Annotated in this window: 20 protein-coding genes and 1 pseudogene; 15 read left to right on the top strand and 6 right to left on the bottom strand. The window is 60.2% G+C overall.

Going from position 1 to position 20,262, the window contains the following annotated elements:
- The first annotated feature begins 291 nt into the window (after window positions 1-291).
- From ACI6S0_RS21020 to ACI6S0_RS21010, 3 genes are all read left to right on the top strand, one after another.
- Complete coding sequence (locus ACI6S0_RS21020) at window positions 292-765, top strand: Hsp20 family protein (RefSeq protein ID WP_004209664.1); 474 nt, start codon at window positions 292-294, stop codon at window positions 763-765.
- A gap of 100 nt (window positions 766-865) precedes the next feature.
- Entirely contained in the window at window positions 866-1,381 is a 516-nt protein-coding gene (locus tag ACI6S0_RS21015) for an Hsp20/alpha crystallin family protein (protein ID WP_037512186.1), read from the top strand.
- Window positions 1,365-1,847, top strand: coding sequence for an NADH dehydrogenase ubiquinone Fe-S protein 4 (locus tag ACI6S0_RS21010; protein ID WP_037512189.1), 483 nt, complete (start codon window positions 1,365-1,367; stop codon window positions 1,845-1,847). Before ACI6S0_RS21015 ends, ACI6S0_RS21010 begins: the two co-directional genes overlap by 17 nt.
- 13 nt (window positions 1,848-1,860) lie before the next feature.
- Here the strand turns inward: ACI6S0_RS21010 and ACI6S0_RS21005 are convergent, their stop codons facing one another.
- The 3 genes from ACI6S0_RS21005 to ACI6S0_RS20995 are packed head-to-tail and all read right to left on the bottom strand — an operon-like array spanning window position 1,861 to window position 2,776.
- Entirely contained in the window at window positions 1,861-2,277 is a 417-nt protein-coding gene (locus tag ACI6S0_RS21005) for a hypothetical protein (RefSeq protein ID WP_052076690.1), read from the bottom strand.
- Window positions 2,274-2,543 carry an usg protein gene (locus tag ACI6S0_RS21000; RefSeq protein ID WP_122129908.1) on the bottom strand — a complete coding sequence of 90 codons (270 nt, stop codon included), beginning with the start codon at window positions 2,541-2,543 and terminating at the stop codon, window positions 2,274-2,276. Before ACI6S0_RS21000 ends, ACI6S0_RS21005 begins: the two co-directional genes overlap by 4 nt.
- On the bottom strand, window positions 2,540-2,776 hold the full coding sequence (locus ACI6S0_RS20995) for a hypothetical protein (protein WP_004209661.1): 237 nt from the start codon (window positions 2,774-2,776) through the stop codon (window positions 2,540-2,542). The genes ACI6S0_RS21000 and ACI6S0_RS20995 overlap by 4 nt, the downstream gene beginning before the upstream one ends.
- Before the next feature lie 272 nt (window positions 2,777-3,048).
- Between ACI6S0_RS20995 and groES the strand changes: the two genes are divergently transcribed.
- The 7 genes from groES to ACI6S0_RS20960 all read left to right on the top strand — a co-directional run bounded on the left by groES (window position 3,049) and on the right by ACI6S0_RS20960 (window position 8,608).
- Window positions 3,049-3,363, top strand: a complete 315-nt coding sequence (gene groES, locus ACI6S0_RS20990; protein ID WP_004209660.1) for a co-chaperone GroES — start codon at window positions 3,049-3,051, stop codon at window positions 3,361-3,363.
- A gap of 55 nt (window positions 3,364-3,418) precedes the next feature.
- Window positions 3,419-5,044 carry a chaperonin GroEL gene (groL, locus tag ACI6S0_RS20985; protein ID WP_004209659.1) on the top strand — a complete coding sequence of 542 codons (1,626 nt, stop codon included), beginning with the start codon at window positions 3,419-3,421 and terminating at the stop codon, window positions 5,042-5,044.
- Window positions 5,045-5,100: 56 nt separating this feature from the next.
- The gene (locus ACI6S0_RS20980) at window positions 5,101-5,286 is read left to right on the top strand and encodes a YdcH family protein (protein WP_004209658.1); all 186 of its coding nucleotides are present in this window, start codon (window positions 5,101-5,103) and stop codon (window positions 5,284-5,286) included.
- 210 nt (window positions 5,287-5,496) lie between these two features.
- Window positions 5,497-5,685 carry a hypothetical protein gene (locus tag ACI6S0_RS20975; RefSeq protein WP_004209657.1) on the top strand — a complete coding sequence of 63 codons (189 nt, stop codon included), beginning with the start codon at window positions 5,497-5,499 and terminating at the stop codon, window positions 5,683-5,685.
- Window positions 5,686-5,953: 268 nt separating this feature from the next.
- Window positions 5,954-6,355, top strand: a complete 402-nt coding sequence (locus ACI6S0_RS20970) for a DUF1905 domain-containing protein (protein ID WP_080727105.1) — start codon at window positions 5,954-5,956, stop codon at window positions 6,353-6,355.
- Between the two features lie 447 nt (window positions 6,356-6,802).
- Entirely contained in the window at window positions 6,803-8,026 is a 1,224-nt protein-coding gene (locus tag ACI6S0_RS20965; protein ID WP_014082638.1) for an IS256-like element ISSpwi2 family transposase, read from the top strand.
- Window positions 8,027-8,098: 72 nt separating this feature from the next.
- Window positions 8,099-8,608, top strand: a complete 510-nt coding sequence (locus ACI6S0_RS20960; protein WP_051156889.1) for a response regulator transcription factor — start codon at window positions 8,099-8,101, stop codon at window positions 8,606-8,608.
- Window positions 8,609-8,713: 105 nt separating this feature from the next.
- On the opposite strand, the pseudogene ACI6S0_RS20955 reads toward ACI6S0_RS20960, so the two are convergent.
- Window positions 8,714-9,432 (bottom strand): annotated as a pseudogene (locus ACI6S0_RS20955) (transposase); the annotation flags it as partial.
- 453 nt (window positions 9,433-9,885) lie between these two features.
- Between ACI6S0_RS20955 and ACI6S0_RS20950 the strand changes: the two are divergent.
- The 4 genes from ACI6S0_RS20950 to ACI6S0_RS20935 all read left to right on the top strand — a co-directional run bounded on the left by ACI6S0_RS20950 (window position 9,886) and on the right by ACI6S0_RS20935 (window position 16,004).
- A complete protein-coding gene (locus ACI6S0_RS20950; protein WP_278376783.1) occupies window positions 9,886-10,407 on the top strand; it encodes an RNA polymerase sigma factor in 522 nt (173 codons plus the stop codon).
- Window positions 10,391-11,329, top strand: coding sequence for a FecR family protein (locus ACI6S0_RS20945; protein WP_279731342.1), 939 nt, complete (start codon window positions 10,391-10,393; stop codon window positions 11,327-11,329). The genes ACI6S0_RS20950 and ACI6S0_RS20945 overlap by 17 nt, the downstream gene beginning before the upstream one ends.
- A gap of 74 nt (window positions 11,330-11,403) precedes the next feature.
- Window positions 11,404-14,367, top strand: coding sequence for a TonB-dependent receptor (locus ACI6S0_RS20940; RefSeq protein WP_434404217.1), 2,964 nt, complete (start codon window positions 11,404-11,406; stop codon window positions 14,365-14,367).
- A gap of 29 nt (window positions 14,368-14,396) precedes the next feature.
- Window positions 14,397-16,004, top strand: a complete 1,608-nt coding sequence (locus ACI6S0_RS20935; RefSeq protein ID WP_434404216.1) for an FAD-dependent oxidoreductase — start codon at window positions 14,397-14,399, stop codon at window positions 16,002-16,004.
- Between the two features lie 71 nt (window positions 16,005-16,075).
- On the opposite strand, the gene ACI6S0_RS20930 is transcribed toward ACI6S0_RS20935, so the two are convergent.
- Window positions 16,076-17,563 carry a phytoene desaturase gene (locus ACI6S0_RS20930; protein ID WP_434404215.1) on the bottom strand — a complete coding sequence of 496 codons (1,488 nt, stop codon included), beginning with the start codon at window positions 17,561-17,563 and terminating at the stop codon, window positions 16,076-16,078.
- Window positions 17,564-17,699: 136 nt separating this feature from the next.
- Between ACI6S0_RS20930 and ispH the strand changes: the two genes are divergently transcribed.
- A complete protein-coding gene (ispH, locus tag ACI6S0_RS20925; protein WP_434404214.1) occupies window positions 17,700-19,568 on the top strand; it encodes a 4-hydroxy-3-methylbut-2-enyl diphosphate reductase in 1,869 nt (622 codons plus the stop codon).
- Here ispH and ACI6S0_RS20920 read toward each other — a convergent pair.
- On the bottom strand, window positions 19,565-20,179 hold the full coding sequence (locus ACI6S0_RS20920; RefSeq protein WP_434404213.1) for a PAS domain-containing protein: 615 nt from the start codon (window positions 20,177-20,179) through the stop codon (window positions 19,565-19,567). The genes ispH and ACI6S0_RS20920 overlap by 4 nt on opposite strands.
- Window positions 20,180-20,262 lie beyond the last annotated feature (83 nt).

Raw genomic sequence — 20,262 nt, 5'->3', positions numbered from 1 at the left:
TCGTCATCGCGCAGCAGTCGGTACCTCATGAGAACACATTACCTCTATTTGGATTGAAATCGCCCGGTAAATTGGTCTTGCTGGCGTTCGGTTCCCCGGCTGAGCACAGCGCCTGAGCAAATCTGCGCGCGCCGCAAAAATTTTTTGGCCGCACTATCTTGAAAGCCGCGCGACCAAAATTAGCTCACGGGTACCGGACGCCAAACCGGGTCCGGTTGGACACATGAGAGCGCCGGCTCTTGGTTACTGGCGCATCTCATGCCCGAATTGCTTCATTTGGAGGATTTGGAGATGAGACCGAACTTTGACTTTACGCCCTATCGCCGTTCGACGGTCGGCTTCGATCGTTTGTTCAACCTGCTCGAAGCGGGTGCGCGGGAGGAAGATGGCTATCCGCCCTTCGACATCCAGAGGATCGACGACGACAATTTCCGCGTCACCATCGCGGTCGCCGGCTTCAAGCCCGAGGATATCGAGATCGTCGCGCACCAGAACCTGCTCTCGGTCACCGGCAAGCGTGCCGATGACGCCGACAAGGGCGAATACCTGCATCGCGGTATCGCGGCCCGGGCGTTCGAGCGGCGCTTCCAGCTCGCCGATTTCATCGAGGTCGGGAATGCGAACTTCGAGCACGGCCTCCTGTCGATCGAGCTGACTCGTGTCGTGCCCGAGGCGATGAAGCCGCGCCGCATCGAGATCTTCGGCGCCGCTTCCAACGACAAGCGACTGGGCGAAGTGAAGGAAAAGGCGGCCGAGCCGGCCTGATCCCGCGCCCATCGGCCTGCCGGCGCCGCCTTCCGATACCCCCCGCACGCGGCGTCCGGCAGGTTCAGCCTTTCATCCAGCCAGAAAAGGAGATGTCATCATGGCTATTCGTGATCTCATTCCCTGGAGCCGGCAGGAAAACCGGCTGCCCGTTCCGGTCAGCGCCGAGCGGGAAAGGGAAACCCATCCGCTTCAGTTGCTTCACCGCGACGTGAACCGTCTCTTCGACGATGTCTTTCGCAACTTCGGCATGCCCGCCTTCGCCGGCTTCGACCGCATGTCAGGATGGCCGCACCTTGAGCTGGGCGAGACCGACAAGGAGATTCGGGTAACGGCGGAACTGCCGGGCCTCGACGAGAAGGACGTGGAGATCTTCGTCGAGGACGGCGCCTTGACCTTGCGTGGCGAAAAGAAGTCCGAAGTCGAGGACAAGGATCGCGGCTACTCGGAGCGCAGCTATGGCCGCTTCGAGCGCCGCATCGGCCTGCCTAGGGGCATCGAACGCGACAAGGTCGCAGCCACCTTCAAAAACGGCGTGCTGACGGTCACGCTGCCGAGGACAGAGGCGGCGGAGCAGCACATCCGCCGGATTCCCGTCAATGGCTGCGCCCGCTGACGGCCGGGCCCGGACTTTCGAGTCCGGGCCTTCGGCTAACGACAACCAGGCGGTTGCCCTGGCGGGTGCGACCTCGTTCCCGCTCGGTGCTCAGGCGATCATCGAGCCGCTGGCCTTAGCGACAAGTGGCGGCCGACGCCGCCAAAATCGATGGCGGGTCAGGTTTGCGCCGCGCTGGGGCCCGGTTGCCGACCCGCTGACGGGTTGGACCGGCGGAGGCGATCCCCTCGCGACGATCGAGCTGCGCTTTCCTGACCGCGCCTCGGCCGAGCGATATTGCCAAAGGCAGGGTCTTGACTTCGAATGCCGGACGGAGCCGTCGCTAGGCCAAATCCGTCTTGCTATCCCCGATGCCTTGGGGCCCGTGCTTTGCTGCTGGCCCACCGGCCCGCATGCTCTGTGCTGCGGCAATTTCCCTTGCGCCAGCATGGCCGCCAATGAGGAGGTTGATCGCAAATCTGCATAGGTAGAGGCGCACTTCAGGTGGGCGAGGACTGCTCGCCAGAGCATGCAGCGTGCGACGGACGCTCGTGTCGATGCCATGCCTCGTCGAGGGCGGTGAGCACCCGGTCGATAACCGCCGCGTTGCTCGCCGCCTTGGGCAGTTCGCGCACCGCGAAATGCTGCAAGCGGGCAAGGTCCCCCTTCGGCAAGCGCAGCTCGATCTGCTTGGTGGTCAGTTTGTTCGGCTCGATGCCTTCGGCTGCACGGCCACAAGCCAGCATGTGATCGAGAAGTCTCTTGCGATGGGCGAAGGTCAAGCCCAGCGCTCGCAGCTCGTGCGGCGAGATCGACAGGAGCGCCATCGCGAATTCCATGATGTGGCTGAAGGGCAGGCGTACCGGCACGTCGTCCGGCTTCGGCTTGCGCCACCCCTTGAGCAGACTGCGCGTCACCGGATATCGATGACGCCATCGACCGCGCGCCACTCGGTAGGGCGGATCATCCCCTCATGGGAAATGCACACCGAGTGGAGCGGGGCCTCGATCTCGCGTCGCCAATGCTCGAGAAACGCGAACAGCCTTGGAAAGTCGGGCGCGAGATCGTACTCCTGCCAAACGAACAACTGCAGCAGCGAGGGCGCATCGGGACGGTAGTAGTGGATTTGTGCCGTCGTCAGCCGATGGCCCTTTAGCTGCACGATAAAATCCCGGCGGCTCATGGCGAAGCGCGGGGACCTTCCGCGGGCTTGTCGATCGCATGCATGGCGGCAAGGATGTCATCGATCGGCACCGCGCGCCTGGCGCCGGGCGGCTTGCGCAGGCCGGGATGGTCGCGCACCGCGGAACGGTCGGACGCCCAGGATGCCAGAATGGCGCGCTTCACTTCGGGCTCCAGGCTCGGATTGTGCGCAACGTCGAAGGGATGAAGATAGCGGGAAAATGGCTGCGACATGGCTCTGCCTCCTTCCTTTGGTGTCGCTCCTTTCTCATCTGCGGGCGCAGCGCCCACTCGGCAAATTTTGGAACGCCGGCGATTCGCGTCAAGAGGGAAATTGACCCAACAACAACTCGATAAGTCGGCACCTGGCACTCGATGCCTGCGAGTGCCAAAAATTTTCGCGCACCATCTTGACGCAAAAAATGAGCTTTCCTAATTCCGCGTCACCTGACGTTCGAATGAACGCCGGGCCTATCACATCTCAGTTTTGCATCTGGAGGTTATGCATGCATTTCCGCCCCTTGCACGACCGTGTGGTCGTCCGCCGCATCGAAGCCGAGGAGATGACCTCGGGCGGCATCATCATCCCCGACACCGCCAAGGAAAAGCCGCAGGAAGGCGAAGTCGTCACCGTTGGTCCGGGAGCGCGCGACGAAGCCGGAAAGCTCGTCGAGCTATCAGTCCAGGCCGGCGACCGCGTCCTTTTCGGCAAATGGTCGGGGACCGAGGTCAAGATCGATGGCGAGGATCTGCTCATCATGAAGGAGAACGATATCCTCGGCGTGATCGAGCCCAAGGCAGAGCTCAAGCAGGCGGCGTGAGGCTGGCCTGTCCCCTCAACACCCAGGAATGAATTCGAAGAAAGGAGACGAGGCAATGGCTGCCAAGGAAGTGAAGTTTGCGTCGGACGCGCGTGATCGCATGCTGCGCGGCGTGGATACGCTTGCCAACGCAGTGAAGGTGACCCTGGGTCCGAAGGGCCGCAACGTGGTCATCGAGAAGTCGTTTGGCGCGCCGCGCATCACGAAGGACGGCGTTACCGTCGCCAAGGAGATCGAACTCAAGGACAAGTTCGAGAACATGGGCGCGCAGATGCTGCGCGAGGTCGCGTCGAAGCAGAACGACAAGGCCGGCGACGGCACCACCACCGCGACCGTGCTCGCCCAGGCGATCGTGCGCGAGGGTTCCAAGGCTGTCTCGGCAGGTATGAACCCGATGGACCTCAAGCGCGGCATCGACCTCGCCGTCGGCGCCGTGGTCAAGGACCTTGAAGCCCATGCGCGCAAGGTCCGCGCCAATAGCGAGATCGCCCAGGTCGCGACCATCTCCGCGAACGGCGACGAGGAAGTCGGCCGCATTCTCGCCGAGGCGATGGAGAAGGTCGGCAACGAGGGCGTGATCACCGTCGAGGAAGCCAAGAGCCTTGCGACCGAGCTCGAGACCGTCGAGGGCATGCAGTTCGACCGCGGCTATCTCTCGCCCTATTTCGTAACCAACGCCGAGAAGCTCAAGGTCGAGCTTGAGGATCCCTACATCCTTATCCACGAGAAGAAGCTGTCGAACCTCCAGGCGCTGATCCCGCTGCTCGAGCAGGTGGTGCAGTCGGGCCGGCCGCTTCTGATCATCGCCGAGGATGTCGAGGGCGAAGCGCTGGCGACGCTCGTCGTCAACAAGCTGCGCGGCGGCCTCAAGGTCGCGGCGGTCAAGGCGCCGGGCTTCGGCGATCGCCGCAAGGCGATGCTGGAAGACATCGCGGTACTCACGGCCGGCAACGTCGTCAGCGAGGAACTCGGCACCAAGCTCGAGAACGTCACGATCGCCATGCTCGGCCGCGCCAAGAAGGTCATCATCGATAAGGACAACACCACCGTCGTCGATGGCGCCGGCGCGCGTTCGGACATCGACGCTCGCGTCACGCAGATCAGGGCGCAGATCGAGACAACGACCAGCGACTACGACCGCGAGAAGCTTCAGGAGCGCGTGGCCAAGCTCGCCGGCGGCGTCGCGGTGATCCGCGTCGGCGGCGCAACCGAGGTCGAGGTCAAGGAGAAGAAGGACCGCGTCGACGACGCGCTCCACGCCACCCGCGCCGCGGTCGAGGAGGGCATCCTGCCGGGCGGCGGCATTGCGCTCCTGCGCGCGCTCAAGGCGCTCGAGGGCATCAAGGCCGCGAACGACGACCAGCAGTCAGGTATCGACATTGTCCGCCGGGCGCTGCGCGCGCCGGCACGGCAGATTGCTGACAACGCCGGCGAGGATGGTGCATTCATCGTCGGCAAACTTCTGGAGAGCGAAGACTACAACTGGGGCTTTAACGCCGCCACCGGCCAATATGAAGATCTGGTTGGCTCCGGCGTGATCGATCCCGCCAAGGTGGTCCGCACCGCGCTCCAAGACGCAGCTTCGGTGGCCTCGCTGCTGATCACGACCGAGGCGCTCGTCGCCGAAGCGCCCAAGGATGACAAGGGCGCCAGGGCCACGATGCCGGAAATGGAGTACTGACAGACGAAGGGCCCGGCTGCGGCCGGGCCCCATCATCGAACATGAGGAACTCGACGATGAACGACCACTATCTGCGCTACCTCGAGCGCGAACATGCGCGTCTCGAAGCCGAAATCCGCGAAGAGGAGAAGCGTCTCCATCCGCGCCATTTCCTGATCGGCCGGCTCAAGAAACTGAAGCTGGCGGTCAAGGACCAGATGGCGGCCTGCTCGGGCCACGCGGAAGAGCGCGAAGCCGCTTGAGCGAGAGTCCGATGCGGACGATCCGCGCAAGTGCCCGCCGCTTACCGGCAGCGAGCTTTTGCCGGAAACCCGATGGCGCCCATCTGCGTTCCATGGTCGTCCGCCCCGTTCGCGGAAGCTCGCGAGGATGGACAGGGGAGCCTCGAGCCAGCCGCCGGGGCTCCTTTCTCTGTCAGCAACAATCTATGGGACAGGCCAAGGAACCTGGCGATGCACTGGCGCGTAACGAAACGGCTGCCTGCAGCTGGCGAGAGTGGCCGGCGACACACTATCGTCCAGATGGAAAGGGGCGAGGAAATCGATTTCATCCTGGATAGTGGTCTTGCCGTCACGCGCCGCACCGATGGCTCATTCCTGATCGATGAAACGGGAGAAGTCCTCCAGCCGATCGATGCCTGACCCTTTCTCGAAACGCATGAAACGTCACGGCACCTGCGAATCGCGGGAGGATTTCCGATAGCGCGCATCTGGTGGCAGCTACTCGTCCGGCTGAAGCGCGATCTTGACCTCGCGCGTAGCTTGCCCCCGCTGGAGGGTGACCCGCACGTTGGCGCCGACCTCGAAGTCGTCCAGTCGCGCGAGGAGCGCGCCGATAGTGCCTACTGGTTTAGACGAAACGATAGCGCAAGATCGGGTTGCATCAAACGAGCGCACAGCCAATGATCGAGTGGCGCAAACGAACGATGGCCCAACAGACCCTGAGCTGATCCGCTTCCTGCGCGAGGAACTGGGCGGAGACGTCTCACCCGACGAAACAGTTTGGGAGCATGCCGGTCCTATCTGGTTGTGGCGCGGGGAAGGCAAGGATGGCCAGCCGTCATTTCTGACGATCGACGGCTACGTCGCGGAAGCCATCCGTGTAGCATCGTCTGGTCACTCAGCGGCTTGGGGATCAGTCTATGTAGAGGCTGCCATCAGCAAAACTTGTTGGCGCACATCGGTTTTTCCGAGCAAGGCCCGCCAAGGCTACATGCTACCCATCAAGGCGAGCGTGAGAAAAGCAGAAAAGCTGGCCGAAGGCGACTTGATCACGGTACGCATTACCCTATCCAAGGGACCATCACGCTAGAAATGAGCGCTCGACCTGAGGGAAGTTGGTCGCGAGCCGCTGGAAAAACGGAAGATCTGCGCCTGAGGAGCCGAACTCTGTCTCTGAAGGTATAATTTGGGTCGGCGGTAGACGCCGATTTCAATCTTAGCTTCAGTATCAAGGACGGAGAGCAGGGAAGAAAAATGCTCAGTCCGCTGTGATTTTAGGAGATTGCAGCGAGTCTAAAGCGAATTTACCATCCAGAGCATGGCGGCCGTTCGAGGGCAATCGATTGGGCCCGCCTGGGAGAGTTCGTCACGATGATTGACCGCGCTAAGATATTGGTGATCGACGATAGCATAGAGATGCGAAACGTCCTGTGCCGGCTTCTGCGGAAAGATTCCCGCTTCGAAGTTGTCGAAGAAGGAGGGGACTGTCAGGATTTCCGTGTGTGGCCGGGCATAATGGGCAACAAGGAGTCCCACTATGTCACGACGCAAAGAACCTGCCATACCGAATGAGCTTCTCGATCAGCTTTTGGCGGGCGGCGCTGCCAGTGCCGCCTTCGAGCAGGGCGGTCTGCTCGATTCGCTGAAGAAGGCGCTGACAGAGCGTGCCCTGAATGCGGAGATGGATCACCACCTCGCTGGCGAAGACGGCGCCGGCAACATGCGCAACGGCTACGGTCGGAAGACGGTAATGACCGACACCGGCAAGTTGGCGATCGACGTGCCGCGCGATCGCCAGTCGAGCTTCGACCCGCAGTTGATCGCCAAGTATCAACGCCGCTTTCCCGGCTTCGACGACAAGATCGTGTCGATGTACGCGCGCGGCATGAGCACCCGCGAGATCACCAGGCACCTGCACGATCTATACGGCATCGACGTCTCACCCGATTTGATTAGCACGGTGACCGACGCCGTGCTCGATGAGGTCGCCACTTGGCAGCAGCGGCCGCTCGATCCGGTTTACCCGCTGGTCTTCTTCGACGCGATCCGGGTCAAGATCCGCGACGAGGGCATGGTGCGCAACAAGGCGATCCACATTGCGCTGGGCGTCCGCGCCGACGGCGCAAAGGAGGTGCTCGGCTTGTGGCTCGAGCAGAATGAGGGTGCCAAGTTCTGGCTTCGGGTGATGAACGAGCTTCGCAACCGTGGCGTTGAAGACATCCTGCTGGCCGTCGTTGACGGCCTGAAGGGCTTTCCCGATGCGATCACCGCAGTGTTCCCCGATGCGATCGTCCAGACCTGCATCGTTCACCTGCTGCGCAACTCGATGGACTTCGTCTCCTGGAAGGACCGAAAGAACCTCGCCAGCGCGCTCAAGGAGATTTACCGTGCCACCGACGCAGATGCCGCCGAAAAGGCGCTGACAGCATTTGAGGCTGGCCCTTGGGGGCAGCGCTATCCCGCCATCGGCCAGAGCTGGCGGCGCGCCTGGGGCGAGGTGATCCCGTTTTTTGCGTTCCCCGACGAGGTCCGCCGGATCATCTACACTACGAACGCCATCGAAGCTTTGAACTCGAAGCTCAGGCGGGCTGTCAGGGCCAGGGGACACTTCCCCAGCGACGAGGCCGCCACCAAGCTGCTCTACCTGATCTTGAATCGGTCGGAGAAAGAGTGGAAGATGCCACCACGTGAGTGGACCATGGCGAAGGCGCAATTTGCCGTGATCTTCGGCGAACGTTTCATCAGAGCCATGGCGGCCTGATGATCAACCGCCCGGCCGCACACGGAAATCCTGACAGTCCCAGAAGGAGTAGATTGCGTACATGGTGTTGCTATGGCGCGCGATTACGCCCCCGACATCGCTATTCTTGATTGCCCTCCCCCTTTGAAGAATGAGCTGCACTACGCAACGCAATTGAGACAGGTTACTCCCTCCATCTACATCGCGATGTTCACTCTGCAGCGTAGCAAAACCACAATTGCCAGCGCCCTGAGTGCAGGCTGCAAAGCGTATTTCTCAAAAATTGAAGGGCCGTCGGTTTGGCAGCAGGCGATGGACCATGCCCTCAAAGGCGAACCCTTCTTTTCAGGAGAAGCGAGCGAGTTCCTGGTCGAGCGCGTGCTGGACGAAAGCGTAATCCCGCTGCGGCGGCTTACCCCACGACAGCGTCAGATTGTTCAGCAGATCGCTGAAGGGCGGCGAAACACGGAAATCGCTGAAGTTTTGGGCATGAGCGTCAAAACCGTGGAGGCACATCGCCTGGAAGCGATGAAACGCCTCGACTTACGAAATGTGGCAGACCTTGTTCGATATGCGATTCGCAATTGCATCATTGAACCATGATCAACGCTAGCTCACCGAAATTCCGCCCCTCAGGGCAGTAGAAAGCTGAGTGTAGAACGCTTCCTGGACATGTAGCAGTTAAGGGATCAGCCGCCGTCGCTGCAGCTCACCTACCAGGCACAGGTTCTCCCGGCAGCAATCATCATTGATGGCCAAGATCCTGAACTTGCGTGAGGCACCGAACGTGTCGGAGACAAAGTCCATCGACCAGCGCGAACCCGGAACCAGCGGCACGGGCATCGGTGTGCGGCTGCCACGCGCCCGTTTGCGCCCACGACGGCGGCGAACCGACAATCCTTCCTCACGATACAGCCGGTAGAGCTTCTTGTGGTTCATAGTCATCCCCTGGCGTTCCAGCATGATGCCGATCCGGCGATAGCCAAAGCGACGGCGCTGGCCTGCGACCTCACGCATCGCAGTCCGGATGGCTCCGTGGTCCGGCGGGCGTTCGCGCCGGACCATTTTGGGATCGATACCGATCAGGACGCAGGCCCGGCGCTGGGAAATCGGATAGAGCCCCAGCACCTTGAGCACCGCGTCTCGCCGCAAACCTGGTGTCGTCAGACTTTTCCCAACAGATCCTTCAGGATCACATTGTCGAGCATGCTGTCGGCCAGCAATCGCTTGAGCTTGCCGTTCTCCTCCTCAAGCTGGCGGAGCCGGCGGGCATCGGACACTTCCATCCCGCCGTACTTGCCCTTCAGCTTGTAAAACGTCGCCGTGCTCAGCCCATGCTTCCGACAAATCTCGACCGTCGGTAGCCCGGACTCCTGCTCCTTGATCATCCCGATGATCTGCGCCTCAGTAAAACGGCGCTTCCTCATGCGTCTGCTCCTTCTCGTGGACAGACTCTACATCAGAATGAGGGATCTTTCGGGGGGCAGGTCAGTCTGCATCATGTCACCGGGAATAATCATCTTCGACACGGCCCTAATGGATCATGCTTCCAGAGTACGGCAATTGGGATATGTCCGATAGTTACCGCAATTTATCGGATTATCATCTCCCTTTGCAATTCATTGATCTCACATGAGCGCTTGGAACCTACAATCCGCTGAAAGAAGCGAAAAAATCCCATCGGGTGGCAGCGAAGGATCGGGATAGTCAGTCAGTTTTTGCGGAGATTGTTCGAGTATGTGCACCTATCGGCGCGTATCTGTTTCTCCGCCACAAAATTGCTTTAACCGTGACGGAAATGCCTCTTCCATGGCTCTTGGCAACGAGAGAGGAGAGAAACTACGGAACGCGACGCGCTTGCCAGATGGGTAGCACGGGAAATTCTGCCCCATGAACGTGACCTGCGGAGCTGGTTGCGGCGGCGTGTGCTTGCGGCGGCCGATGTGGAGGATATCGTGCAGGAATGCTATTGCCGTCTGGCCCAGCTGCCCGATGTCGCGCATGTTGCCGTGCCGCGCGCCTATCTTTTCACGATGGCGCGACACATATTGCAACGACAGGTGGAGCGGGCGCGGGTGGTTCGCATCGAGACTGCGTCCGGCATTGATGGTTGGGAAGAGGAAGGTGATCCTCTGACGCCCGAGCGCTTCGCGCAGGGACGCCAGGAATTGGCCAGGGTACAGGCGGCGCTGGCACAGCTGTCCGACCGTGCCCGCCGGATCTTCATCATGCGCAGGGTCGAGGGCTTGAGCCAGAAGATGATTGCCCAGACGCTGGGCATCAGCGAAACCATTGTCGAGAATGAGGCGAGCCGCGGCTTGAGAACCATTCTTCGCACATTGACCGAGCCCGAACAGGAACAGCCTTCGAGCAGCGGAGGTGTCCATGCGCGAAAGCATTGACGAGGCAGCTGCCAACTGGGCCATGCGCCATCCCTTGGATGCGCATCAACAGGCCGCTCTTGACGCATGGCTCGCACAGGACCGGCTCCATGCCGGGGCGCTGCTGCGTGCGCAGGCTGCCCTGGCCCTGGCGGAGGAAGCGCTTGTTGCCGACGCCGGGCCGGAGCAAGGCTCCTATTGGACGCGGCGTCGATGGATGGCGGCCGGGGTCGGTGGTGCCATGGCGGCGGCGATTGCAGGCATGGTCGGGTTTTCGCGCTGGACGGGGGAGCATATCGCGACCGAGCGCGGTGAAATTCGGCGTCTTCCGCTCGAAGATGGTTCGGTCGCAACGATCGACAGTGGTAGCGACCTGCGGGTTGCCCTCGACGAGGAAAGCCGACGCGTCACGCTGGCAAGAGGTCAGGCCTGGTTTCAGGTTGCAAAGGACCGACGGCGTCCCTTCATCGTCGATGCCGGCATTGCGCAGGCAAGGGCGATCGGCACGGCCTTTTCCGTCAGTCGGACCGAAAATGGCGTGCAGATTGCCGTGACCGAGGGGGTCGTTGCAACCTGGGCCCGTAACGGGGCAGGGGCCATGACCATCCTCAAGGCCGGGGATTTTGCGACCTTCGAGCGCGGCGCGCTGGTTCCCGCCACTGGCAATTCACCGCAGGCGATAGAGAGGTCGCTCGCCTGGCGAGCGGGTGAAATCGCGCTCGAAGGGGACACATTGTCTGACGCCATTGCCCGGTTCAATCGCTACAACAAGCAGCAATTGGTGCTGTCCGACCCAAGCCTCGCCAATGAGAAGCTGGTCGGCCTGTTCCGGATCGATAATCCGGCAGGTTTTGCGCGGACCCTGGCCATTTCCCTCGATATTTCGGTAAGTATGACGGCCGAGGAAATTCGCCTTTCGCGAAAAAAGATCGCAGGCCGCTGACGGAAAACCGACCCGCCCGTCTCTTGATGATCGAGAGCGCACCAGAAAACAGGGCGCCAGACAGGGGAGGATGTATGAGAGCTTCGCGCGCCCATTTTCTTGCGGCTTCAGCCAGCCTGGCCTGGAGCATGGCTTCGCCTGCGGAGGCGGCGGCCCAGATCCGGCGATTCGATATCCCCGCGCAACCGGCGCGCACCGGCATCCCGCTCTTTGCCAGACAGGCGGGTATCGAAATATTGGTGTCGGCACCCACAGCTGAAGGCGTTACCATTTCCGATGTCAAAGGGGCGATGGATGTGTCGCAGGCGCTTGAGCGCCTGCTTGCAGGCACAGATCTCGTCATGGTCAGGGTCGGCAGCGCCATCGTACTCAAGCGAGGCAAGGCCGGTCCGACCCCGGCAGCCGCTTTCACCATGATGCCGGCCGGCGAGCCCGATCCACAGGAGCATGAAACGGCGGGCGCAGCACCAGACGATATTGTCTCTTCCGACCATCAGGCGGCGCAGGACATCATCGTTACCGGCATTCGCGGCTCGCTGCAGCAGTCGATCAATGTGAAGCGCCGCGCCAGCAACATCGTCGATGTCATCACGGCGCAGGATATCGGCAAGCTGCCTGATCAGAATGTCGCTGAATCCATGAGCCGCATAACCGGCGTCCAGATCACCCGGCGCGAAGGCGACGGCTCCAACTTCACCGTCCGCGGCATTTCCCAGAACCGCCTGGAAATCAACGGCCGCACCTTCCTGGGACCGGGTGCAGGGGGCAGTGCGTCGCTTGAATCGATCAGTCCGGAAATCATCGGCAGTATCGTCGTCTCTAAGTCTCCCACCGCCGACATGCCCGAAGGGGCGCTCGGCGCGACCGTGAACCTCAAGACCAAGCGTCCGCTCGACCTTGACGACCTTGTCATCAGCGGGCGGCTGCAGGGGGCCTATACCGACCAGGCCGATCATCTTGGTTACCGAGGCTCAGCCCTCGTCTCGAAGAATTTCGACGATCGCTTCGGCGTCCTTGCCAGCATCGCCTATTCCAACACCCATACCCAGGGACAGTCATTCGATTCCGGCGGCTGGACCCGTACTGATGCCATCGACGGCGATGGTGACGGCGTCGACGATCCCGGCCTCTTCCGGCCGAATCGTTTCATGGCGCGCATCTATGATCGGCGGGAGCAGCGCCTGACGCTCAACAGTTCGCTGCAGTTTCGTCCTGCCGACAATTGGGAGATCATTCTCGACGGCACCTATTCGCGGCTGAAACGGGAACGCAACAGCGCCAATTACCAGATTCTCTTCAATAATAATGACGTCGATGCTGTTGCTGACGAACATGGCACCGTCGTCAGCGGCACCTTCACCGGCGTGACGCTGCGGCCGCTCATCTATGACGAGCCGACCGAGTTCCGATCCACCAATCTTGGTTTCTCCACCAAATATGATGGTGATGTCCTGACGATGTCGGCGGACGCTTCCTACAGCAAGGGCAAGGGCACGGATGGTGGCCCTGGCGCATCCTTCACCTATGTGGTGGTCCCGCGTGCCGGCAATGTCACCAATGCGAGCTATGATTTCTCGGGGGGCGGCCCGGTGCCCAACCTTTCGCTCGACACCAATTTCGACCGTAACGATCCGGCGCAATATCAGCTGGCATCGATCTTCGATGGCGACAATATCACCAACAACAGCGGCTATGACGGCCGTGTCGATTTCGACATCCGCACCGACTGGGGCTTGCTCAGCTCGATCCAGGTTGGCTCGCGCTACGAGAAGATCAAATTTTATTCGGAATCGCCACAAAGCGTCCCCTCCGCGGCAAGCCTGCTGGCCGTTGGTGACAAGAATGGCGATGGCATCATCACCGTCGATGAGATGCCGGGGCTCAATTATGACAATAGCATGAGCAGCTTCTTTCCCGGTGCCTCGGGCGATTTCCCACGCGATTTGCTGACCGGGACCGTGGACAAGGATGTTGCACGCGATGCATTTGGCCTGCCGATCCCTCGCGCCGATACGATCCCGCTTGGCCGCGTGTCGATCCGCGACGTGGATCAGGACACGCTCGCCTTCTATGTCCGGGCCAATTTCAAGAGCGAGGTCGGATCAATGCCGATCACCGGCAATGCGGGGGTGCGCTATATCAGTATCGAGCGCATATCCTCGGGCTATCTGTCGGACACACAGGCAACCGCGTCGAAATCGCGCTTCGACTATTGGTTGCCGAGCGCCAACCTCTCGCTCGAGCTGTCGCCCAGCCTCATGTTCCGCGCTGCCGCTGCCAAGGTGGTCGCGCGTCCCAGCCTCAACGATGTCGGGGTGAGCTTCATTCCATTCATCGTCGCCCGCACGGGATCGCGTGGCAATCCCGCCCTGCGGCCGTTCCAGGCAACGCAATATGATGCCACACTCGAATGGTATTTTGCGCCGTCCAGTGCGCTGACGCTTGCCGGCTTCTACAAGGACGTCAGTTCCTTCACCATCAACACGACCCGGCCCGAATTCGTGCCCGGCCTGTCGACGGGACCGGACGACCTGTTCCAGATCACCCAGCCGGTCAATGGCAAGTCGGGTACCATCAAGGGATTCGAACTGGCCTATCAGCACGCGCTGCGTTTCCTGCCGGCGCCCTTCGACAATCTCGGCATCCAGGCCAATTATACCTTCGTCGACAGCAAGACGCCGCTGGTAGACGAGGCGACCCAACGCGGCCTGCCATTGCCGGGCCTGTCGAAGCATAGCTATAATCTCATCGGCTATTATGAGGACGAGCTGCTGTCCTTCAGGGTCGCCTATATCCACCGAAGCAAATATCTGCAGGGGCAGGGCAGCGCCGCATCGGGCGGCAGTTCCTATATGCAGGCCAGGGGGCAACTCGACGCTTCGGCCCAGATCAACCTCACCAAGACCGTCCGCCTGACGGCTGAGGCCATCAATCTCACCCGGTCCGTCGAACGGCAATATCTCCAGGATCCGGCGCGCCTGCTCAGTTCGCTCCGAGAGGACCGCCGTTTCTTCTTCGGCGTGGCGGCGACTTTCTGATGGCTGGCAGGATCAAGGCGCTTCGCCCCATGCTCGCCGCGGCCCTTCTGCTGGCCGGCGCGGCCGACGCCAGCACGGTTGCACAAACACCGGCGGATATCGTGATATATGGCTGCACCTCGGCCGGCGTCATTGCGGCGGTCGAGGCACGGCGGCTGGGCCGGTCGGTGCTGCTCGTCTGTCGCGACGCCTATGTCGGCGGCATGACGACCAATGGCCTGGGCTGGTCCGACACCGGCAATCATCGCGCCATTGGTGGCCTCTCGCTCGAATTTTATCGGCGGGTGAAGCGTCATTATGATGATCCGGCTGCCTGGACCTTTGCCAGGCGTCCGGAGAACGCCGAGAATTTCGTCAATGACGATGCGATGTGGCAGTTCGAGCCCAAGGTGGCTGAGGAGATTTACGAGGCCTGGCTGAAGGAGGCCGGTGTTAATGTCGTTCGATCCCAGCCGATCGATCGGCGGGACGGGGCCGTGGAGGTGCGAGCCGGTCGGGTTGTCGCCTTCCGTTCCGGGACCGGTCGTCGTTTTGCCGGCCGTGTCTTTATTGATGCCAGCTATGAAGGCGATCTGATGGCAGGGGCAGGGGTGGGCTTTGCGGTCGGGCGCGAAGCCAATGCCACCTATGGCGAGACGCTGAACGGCGTCCAGATGGCCAACACGACCAACCATCAATTCACCCTGAACGTCGATCCCTATGTCGTCCCCGGCAAACCCGGCAGCGGCCTGCTGCCGCGGGTAACGGCAGATCCGATCGGGCCGGACGGCACGGGCGACCATCGCATACAGGCCTATACATTCCGCATGTGCCTGACCGACGTGCCAGCCAACCGTACGCCTTTTCCCAGGCCGCGCCATTATGATCCGCGCCAATATGCGTTGCTCAAACGCTATATGGATGCGGGCTATCGGGATTTCTTCCGCAAATTCGACCGCATCCCAAACGGCAAGACCGACACCAACAATTTCGGTGCCTTCTCCTTCGATGATATCGGCATGAATTACCGCTATCCCGAGGGGACCGACACCGAACGGGCTGCCATCATCCAGGAGCATGTGGACTATCAGCAGGGGCTGCTGTGGTTCATGGCAAACGATCCTGGCGTGCCGGCCGAGACGCGCACGGAAATGGCGCGCTGGGGCCTGTGCAAGGACGAATTCACCGGCAATGGTAACTGGCCGCGGGAAGTTTATGTGCGCGAAGCGCGGCGCATGGTTTCGGACTTTGTCATGGCCGAACCGCATCTGCGTGGCACGAAGGCGACGCCCCGGCCGGTCGGCATGGGATCATATAATATGGACTCGCACAATGTCCGGCGGATCGTCGATGCAAGAGGCTTTGCGCGCAACGAAGGGAATATCGAGGTCAGCCCTGAACGCGCCTATCCGATCAGCTATGATGCGATCATCCCGAAGCGCCAGGAAGCGACCAACCTACTGGTCCCGGTCGCCTTGTCGGCATCGCACATTGCCTATGGCTCGATCCGAATGGAGCCCGTCTTCATGATCCTTGGCCAATCGGCCGCTGCTGCGGCATCCATCGCGATCCGGGAGGGCAGGAGCGTGCAGGATGTCGATTACGGGATGCTGAAACAGCAATTATTGTCCGAGCAGCAGATCTTGGCGCTGGACTGATAACGGATCATCCATAGAGCGTGAGCGATAGAGCTCTGTAGGCCTATAGAACAGCAATGTTCACACGGGCCTCAGGGCCTCCCGGTTTGCATCATGAGCCCTGCAGTCGCTTTGGCACTTCCGACAACGCCCGGGATGCCCGCGCCGGGATGGGTACCTGCTCCTACCAGGAAAAGATTTTCAAATCGGTCATCACGATTATGTGCTCGAAACCAGGCGCTCTGCGTCAGCACCGGTTCCAGACTGAAAGCGCTACCAAGATGAGCGTCCAAATCCCTTTGGAAATCTTCCGGCGTATAGTGAAAGCAGATTTCGATCCGATCCTCGATATCGGGGATCAACAGGTCGCGAATGCGGCCTATGATGATTTGGCGATAGCGGTCGCCCTCCTCCGCCCAATCGACTGCCGCAGCGCCCAAATGCGGCACAGGGGCGAGCGCGTACAAGACCGATTTGCCGGCAGGAGCCACGCTTGCGTCACTGGCTCCGGGATTATGCAAATAGATTGACGGGTCCTTCGGCAAGCGCCCCCCCTTGTAAATGTCGTCCAATAAGGGACCGTAGCGATCGGAGAAAAGAATCGAGTGGTGCGCGATTTTCGGAAAATTTCCTTTAAGCCCCATATGTAAAACAAAAAGACTGGGAGAAAATCGCTTAGCTTCGAGTGAATGCCTTTTCCTCAATGCGTGAGAAGACCCGACGATCATTTTATAGGTGCTGACAACATCCGCGTTGGAGGCGATCTGATCTGCATGAATGCGACGTCTAGCCTGCGTGACCACGCCAGTTACGCGACGCCCTTCATGTAAAATTTCCCGTACCGGTTCATTCAGCATGAGCGTTCCGCCCAATCGCTCAAAAAGCGCCACCATCCCATCGACGAGTGCGTTTGTGCCGCCAGTCGTCCACCATATTCCTCCCTCCCGCTCCAAGTGGTGGATAAGGGCGTAGATGCCACTCGTGCTCATCGGATTGCCCCCGACCAGCAAAGTGTGGAATGACAGGGCCTGGCGTAGCTTTTCGTTCCCCACGAAGCTCGATAAGATTGCATAGACAGACCGCCATGCTTTGTGCCGGGCAAGGGCGGGCGCCGCTTTCAACATGCTCTTGAAATCAAGAAATGGGACTGCACCCAGCTTTACGTAGCCCTCCTGGTAAACTGACCGCGCATAGTCCAGAAACCGGTGGTAGCCTTCGATGTCTTCCGCATCGAGCTTGGCAATCTCTTTTTCCAACAGCGCGTCATCATTGGAATAATCGAACTGTGTGCCATCGTTCCAGACAAGCCTATAAAAGGGGCTCACCGGCTTGAGGGTCACATCCTCATCCATTCGATTGCCTGAAAGCATCCATAATTCTTCCAGGCAGGCCGGATCGGTAATCACGGTCGGACCGGCGTCGAATATGTAACCTTCTCTTTCCCAGCGATAGGCTCGCCCGCCTGGGCGATCGCGTGCCTCGATGAGCGTCGTGCCGATACCGGCACTTTGCAAGCGGATTGCAAGCGCAAGTCCCCCAAAGCCTGATCCGATGACGATTGCAGAAGGCTTTGATGACATCAAGTATCGCCTTGGTTTGAGGAATGCTGGTTCAAGGCATCGCTATGGAATTGGTGGAGTGCCACAACCTGTCCAAAGGGGAGTATGGTATTCAAAGCCAAAAACTGAAAATATGTCAGATAGATAGGATGAGGCGATGATCAGCGCACCAGACGATAGAGAAGATCAGGCTTTTTCTCCTGGGCCCAGACGGGTGCTGTTGGCCAATCCGCGTGGCTTTTGCGCTGGCGTACGACGTGCGATTGCAGCCGTTGAGGACGCGCTGCATGTCCATGGTGCTCCTGTCTATGTGCGCCATGCGATCGTGCACAACCGAAGGGTGCTAAAGCAGCTTGAGGAATTAGGCGCCGTTTTTGTCGAGGATGTGAGCGAAATCCCTCAAGGCGCAGTCACGATATTGTCCGCGCATGGAAGTGCAGCCGCCGTGAAAGCGCAGGCGGATCAACGTGGTTTGCGCGTCGTGGATGCCATTTGCCCTTTGGTCGCAAAAATTCATTCCGAGGTCGCTCAATGGAATTCGCAAGGCCGCCACGTCTTGCTCGTCGGCCATGCGGACCATCCCGAGATAATCGGAACCACTGGACAATTGCCCCCTGACGCCATTTCGATAGTAGCGGATCTGGCCAGTGTCAGCGCCCTCCCCCTGCCAGATGAAACGCCAGTAGCTTACGCCGTCCAGACGACCTTTTCAGTCGCCGATTCAGCTCGATTGATCGAGGCGATAGAGGCTCGATTCTCCAATTGCGTCGGTCCGCGTTCAAGCGACATCTGCTATGCAACCACAAACCGGCAATCTGCTGTGACGCAAATAGCGCCGCGTTGCGATATCATGTTGATTGTTGGAGATCCCACATCTTCGAATGCGCGCCGACTGGTCGAAGCGGCGCTGGCGGCTGATTGTCCGCAGGCATTTCTGATCGAAGATGCTGAAGATTTGGCTCATATTCCACTGGCGAAAGCCTCTACAATAGGGTTGAGCGCAGCCGCATCCGCCCCGGACGAGGCGATTGAAGAAATATGTTCCTGGCTTGATGGCCTTGGCTTCTTGCGCGAGGAAATGGCTGGACCGGAAGAATCAATCCGATTTCGACCCATTTCAGTGGTAACGACCGAGCAAGCCCCTCCGCATCTGCCCAAGATTCTGACTGATGATCGTGCAGCAGTCGACACGGTGCTGATGGATGCGATCGGTGACTGTCCCACACGCAATATTCGTCTCGCCGACGCGATGCGCTACGCTGCTACGGCAGGAGGAAAGCGTTTTAGAGCCGCTCTTGCCTTGGCTGTGGCTGAAATGTTGGGGGGTGACCGGGGTTCGGCACTGCGTGTCGCTGCGGCAATTGAGTGCGTACATGCTCAGTCCCTCGTCCACGACGATTTGCCCTGCATGGACGATGACGATCTTCGGCGAGGACGACCTACCGTTCATCGTCGGTTCGACGAGGCCACAGCGGTCCTGGCGGGCGATGCTCTGCTGGCACTGGCCTTTGAAATTCTCTCTGATCCGCGCACCCATGCCGATGCGGCCGTGCGCAGCGAACTTGTTCTGGGCCTTGCGAAATGCATCGGTCAGGACGGACTTGCCGGCGGTCAGATGATGGATCTGTATCCCGAAGCAGATCTTTCACGAGAAGGGCTCATCGATTGCCTCAATCGGAAAACTGGCGCACTTGTGCGGTTCGCAGTGGAAGCAGGCATGTTGCTGGGCCGAAGCAATGCGCAAACGCGCAGCGCGTTAAAGTCCTATGCTACTGACCTCGGCCTTCTTTTCCAGCTCAGGGACGACCTCCTCGATTCTGAGGGCGATGCAGCCATTGTCGGAAAGGCCGTAAACAAGGACAAAGATAAAAGCCGGGAGACCGGCGTCACGGTCCTGGGGGCAGAAACTACAGCTCTTGAAGTGGAAGCGCTCCTGCGCGCATGCGATAGCGCTCTGGAGCCGTTTGGCATAAGCGCTGCCCGATTGAGGACTTTGGCCCGGTTCGCTGCGCGGCGCGACCTCTAGAGGCCAGCTTCTATCGCAATCCGGATTGCCTCTGCCACCGACCGCACTTCCAAAGTTCGAAGAACGGCAGCGCGGTGCATCTTAACCGTCCGCTCGGTAACCCCCAGCTCGAACGCGATTTGTTTATTGAGGCGCCCTTGGGCAAGCGCCTCGATTATTTGACGCTGACGGCCACTAAGATTTTCAATTCGCATGCGTGCCTGCTGATGGCGGCTGACCGGCCGATCGTCGATGGCCATCTGAGAACCCAGAAAGAATTCCAGTTCGCCTTCGTCATCGAAAAGCGGCGCAACCATTACAGCGTTGCGAAAAGGGGTGCCGTTTTTACGGTAATTAATCAGTTCGACCATGACAGGTCGCACCTGGGCTACAGCGTCGCGCAACATCTCCGTCTGCTCGGCCTCGGTTCCGGCACCGCGCAGGAACCGGCAGTTTCGGCCTATGACCTCATCTTGGGAGTAGCCCGTCAACTCAACAAAGGCAGGATTGCAGGCCACGATAGGATTGTCCGCGCGCCGAGGATCGCTGACCACGGCCGCTACCTGGCTGTTGCAAATCAGAGAATTGGGATCCGATATTCTGGTCACTGCAACTCCTTCCCATTTGGTCATATCGCAGAGCCCTGTTCAGTTGACTAGCATGTCCTCTTCGCATCGCTTGCAAGGGGCAGGCGGCCAGTTATTCGAGAGCTGTC

Origin of the sequence: Sphingobium sp. DN12, from assembly GCF_051058005.1 — a bacterium.
Taxonomy (GTDB): Bacteria; Pseudomonadota; Alphaproteobacteria; order Sphingomonadales; family Sphingomonadaceae; genus Sphingobium; species Sphingobium yanoikuyae.
The sequence above is the reverse complement of the archived record's forward strand: the minus strand, read 5'-3'. Positions and strand labels throughout refer to the sequence as shown.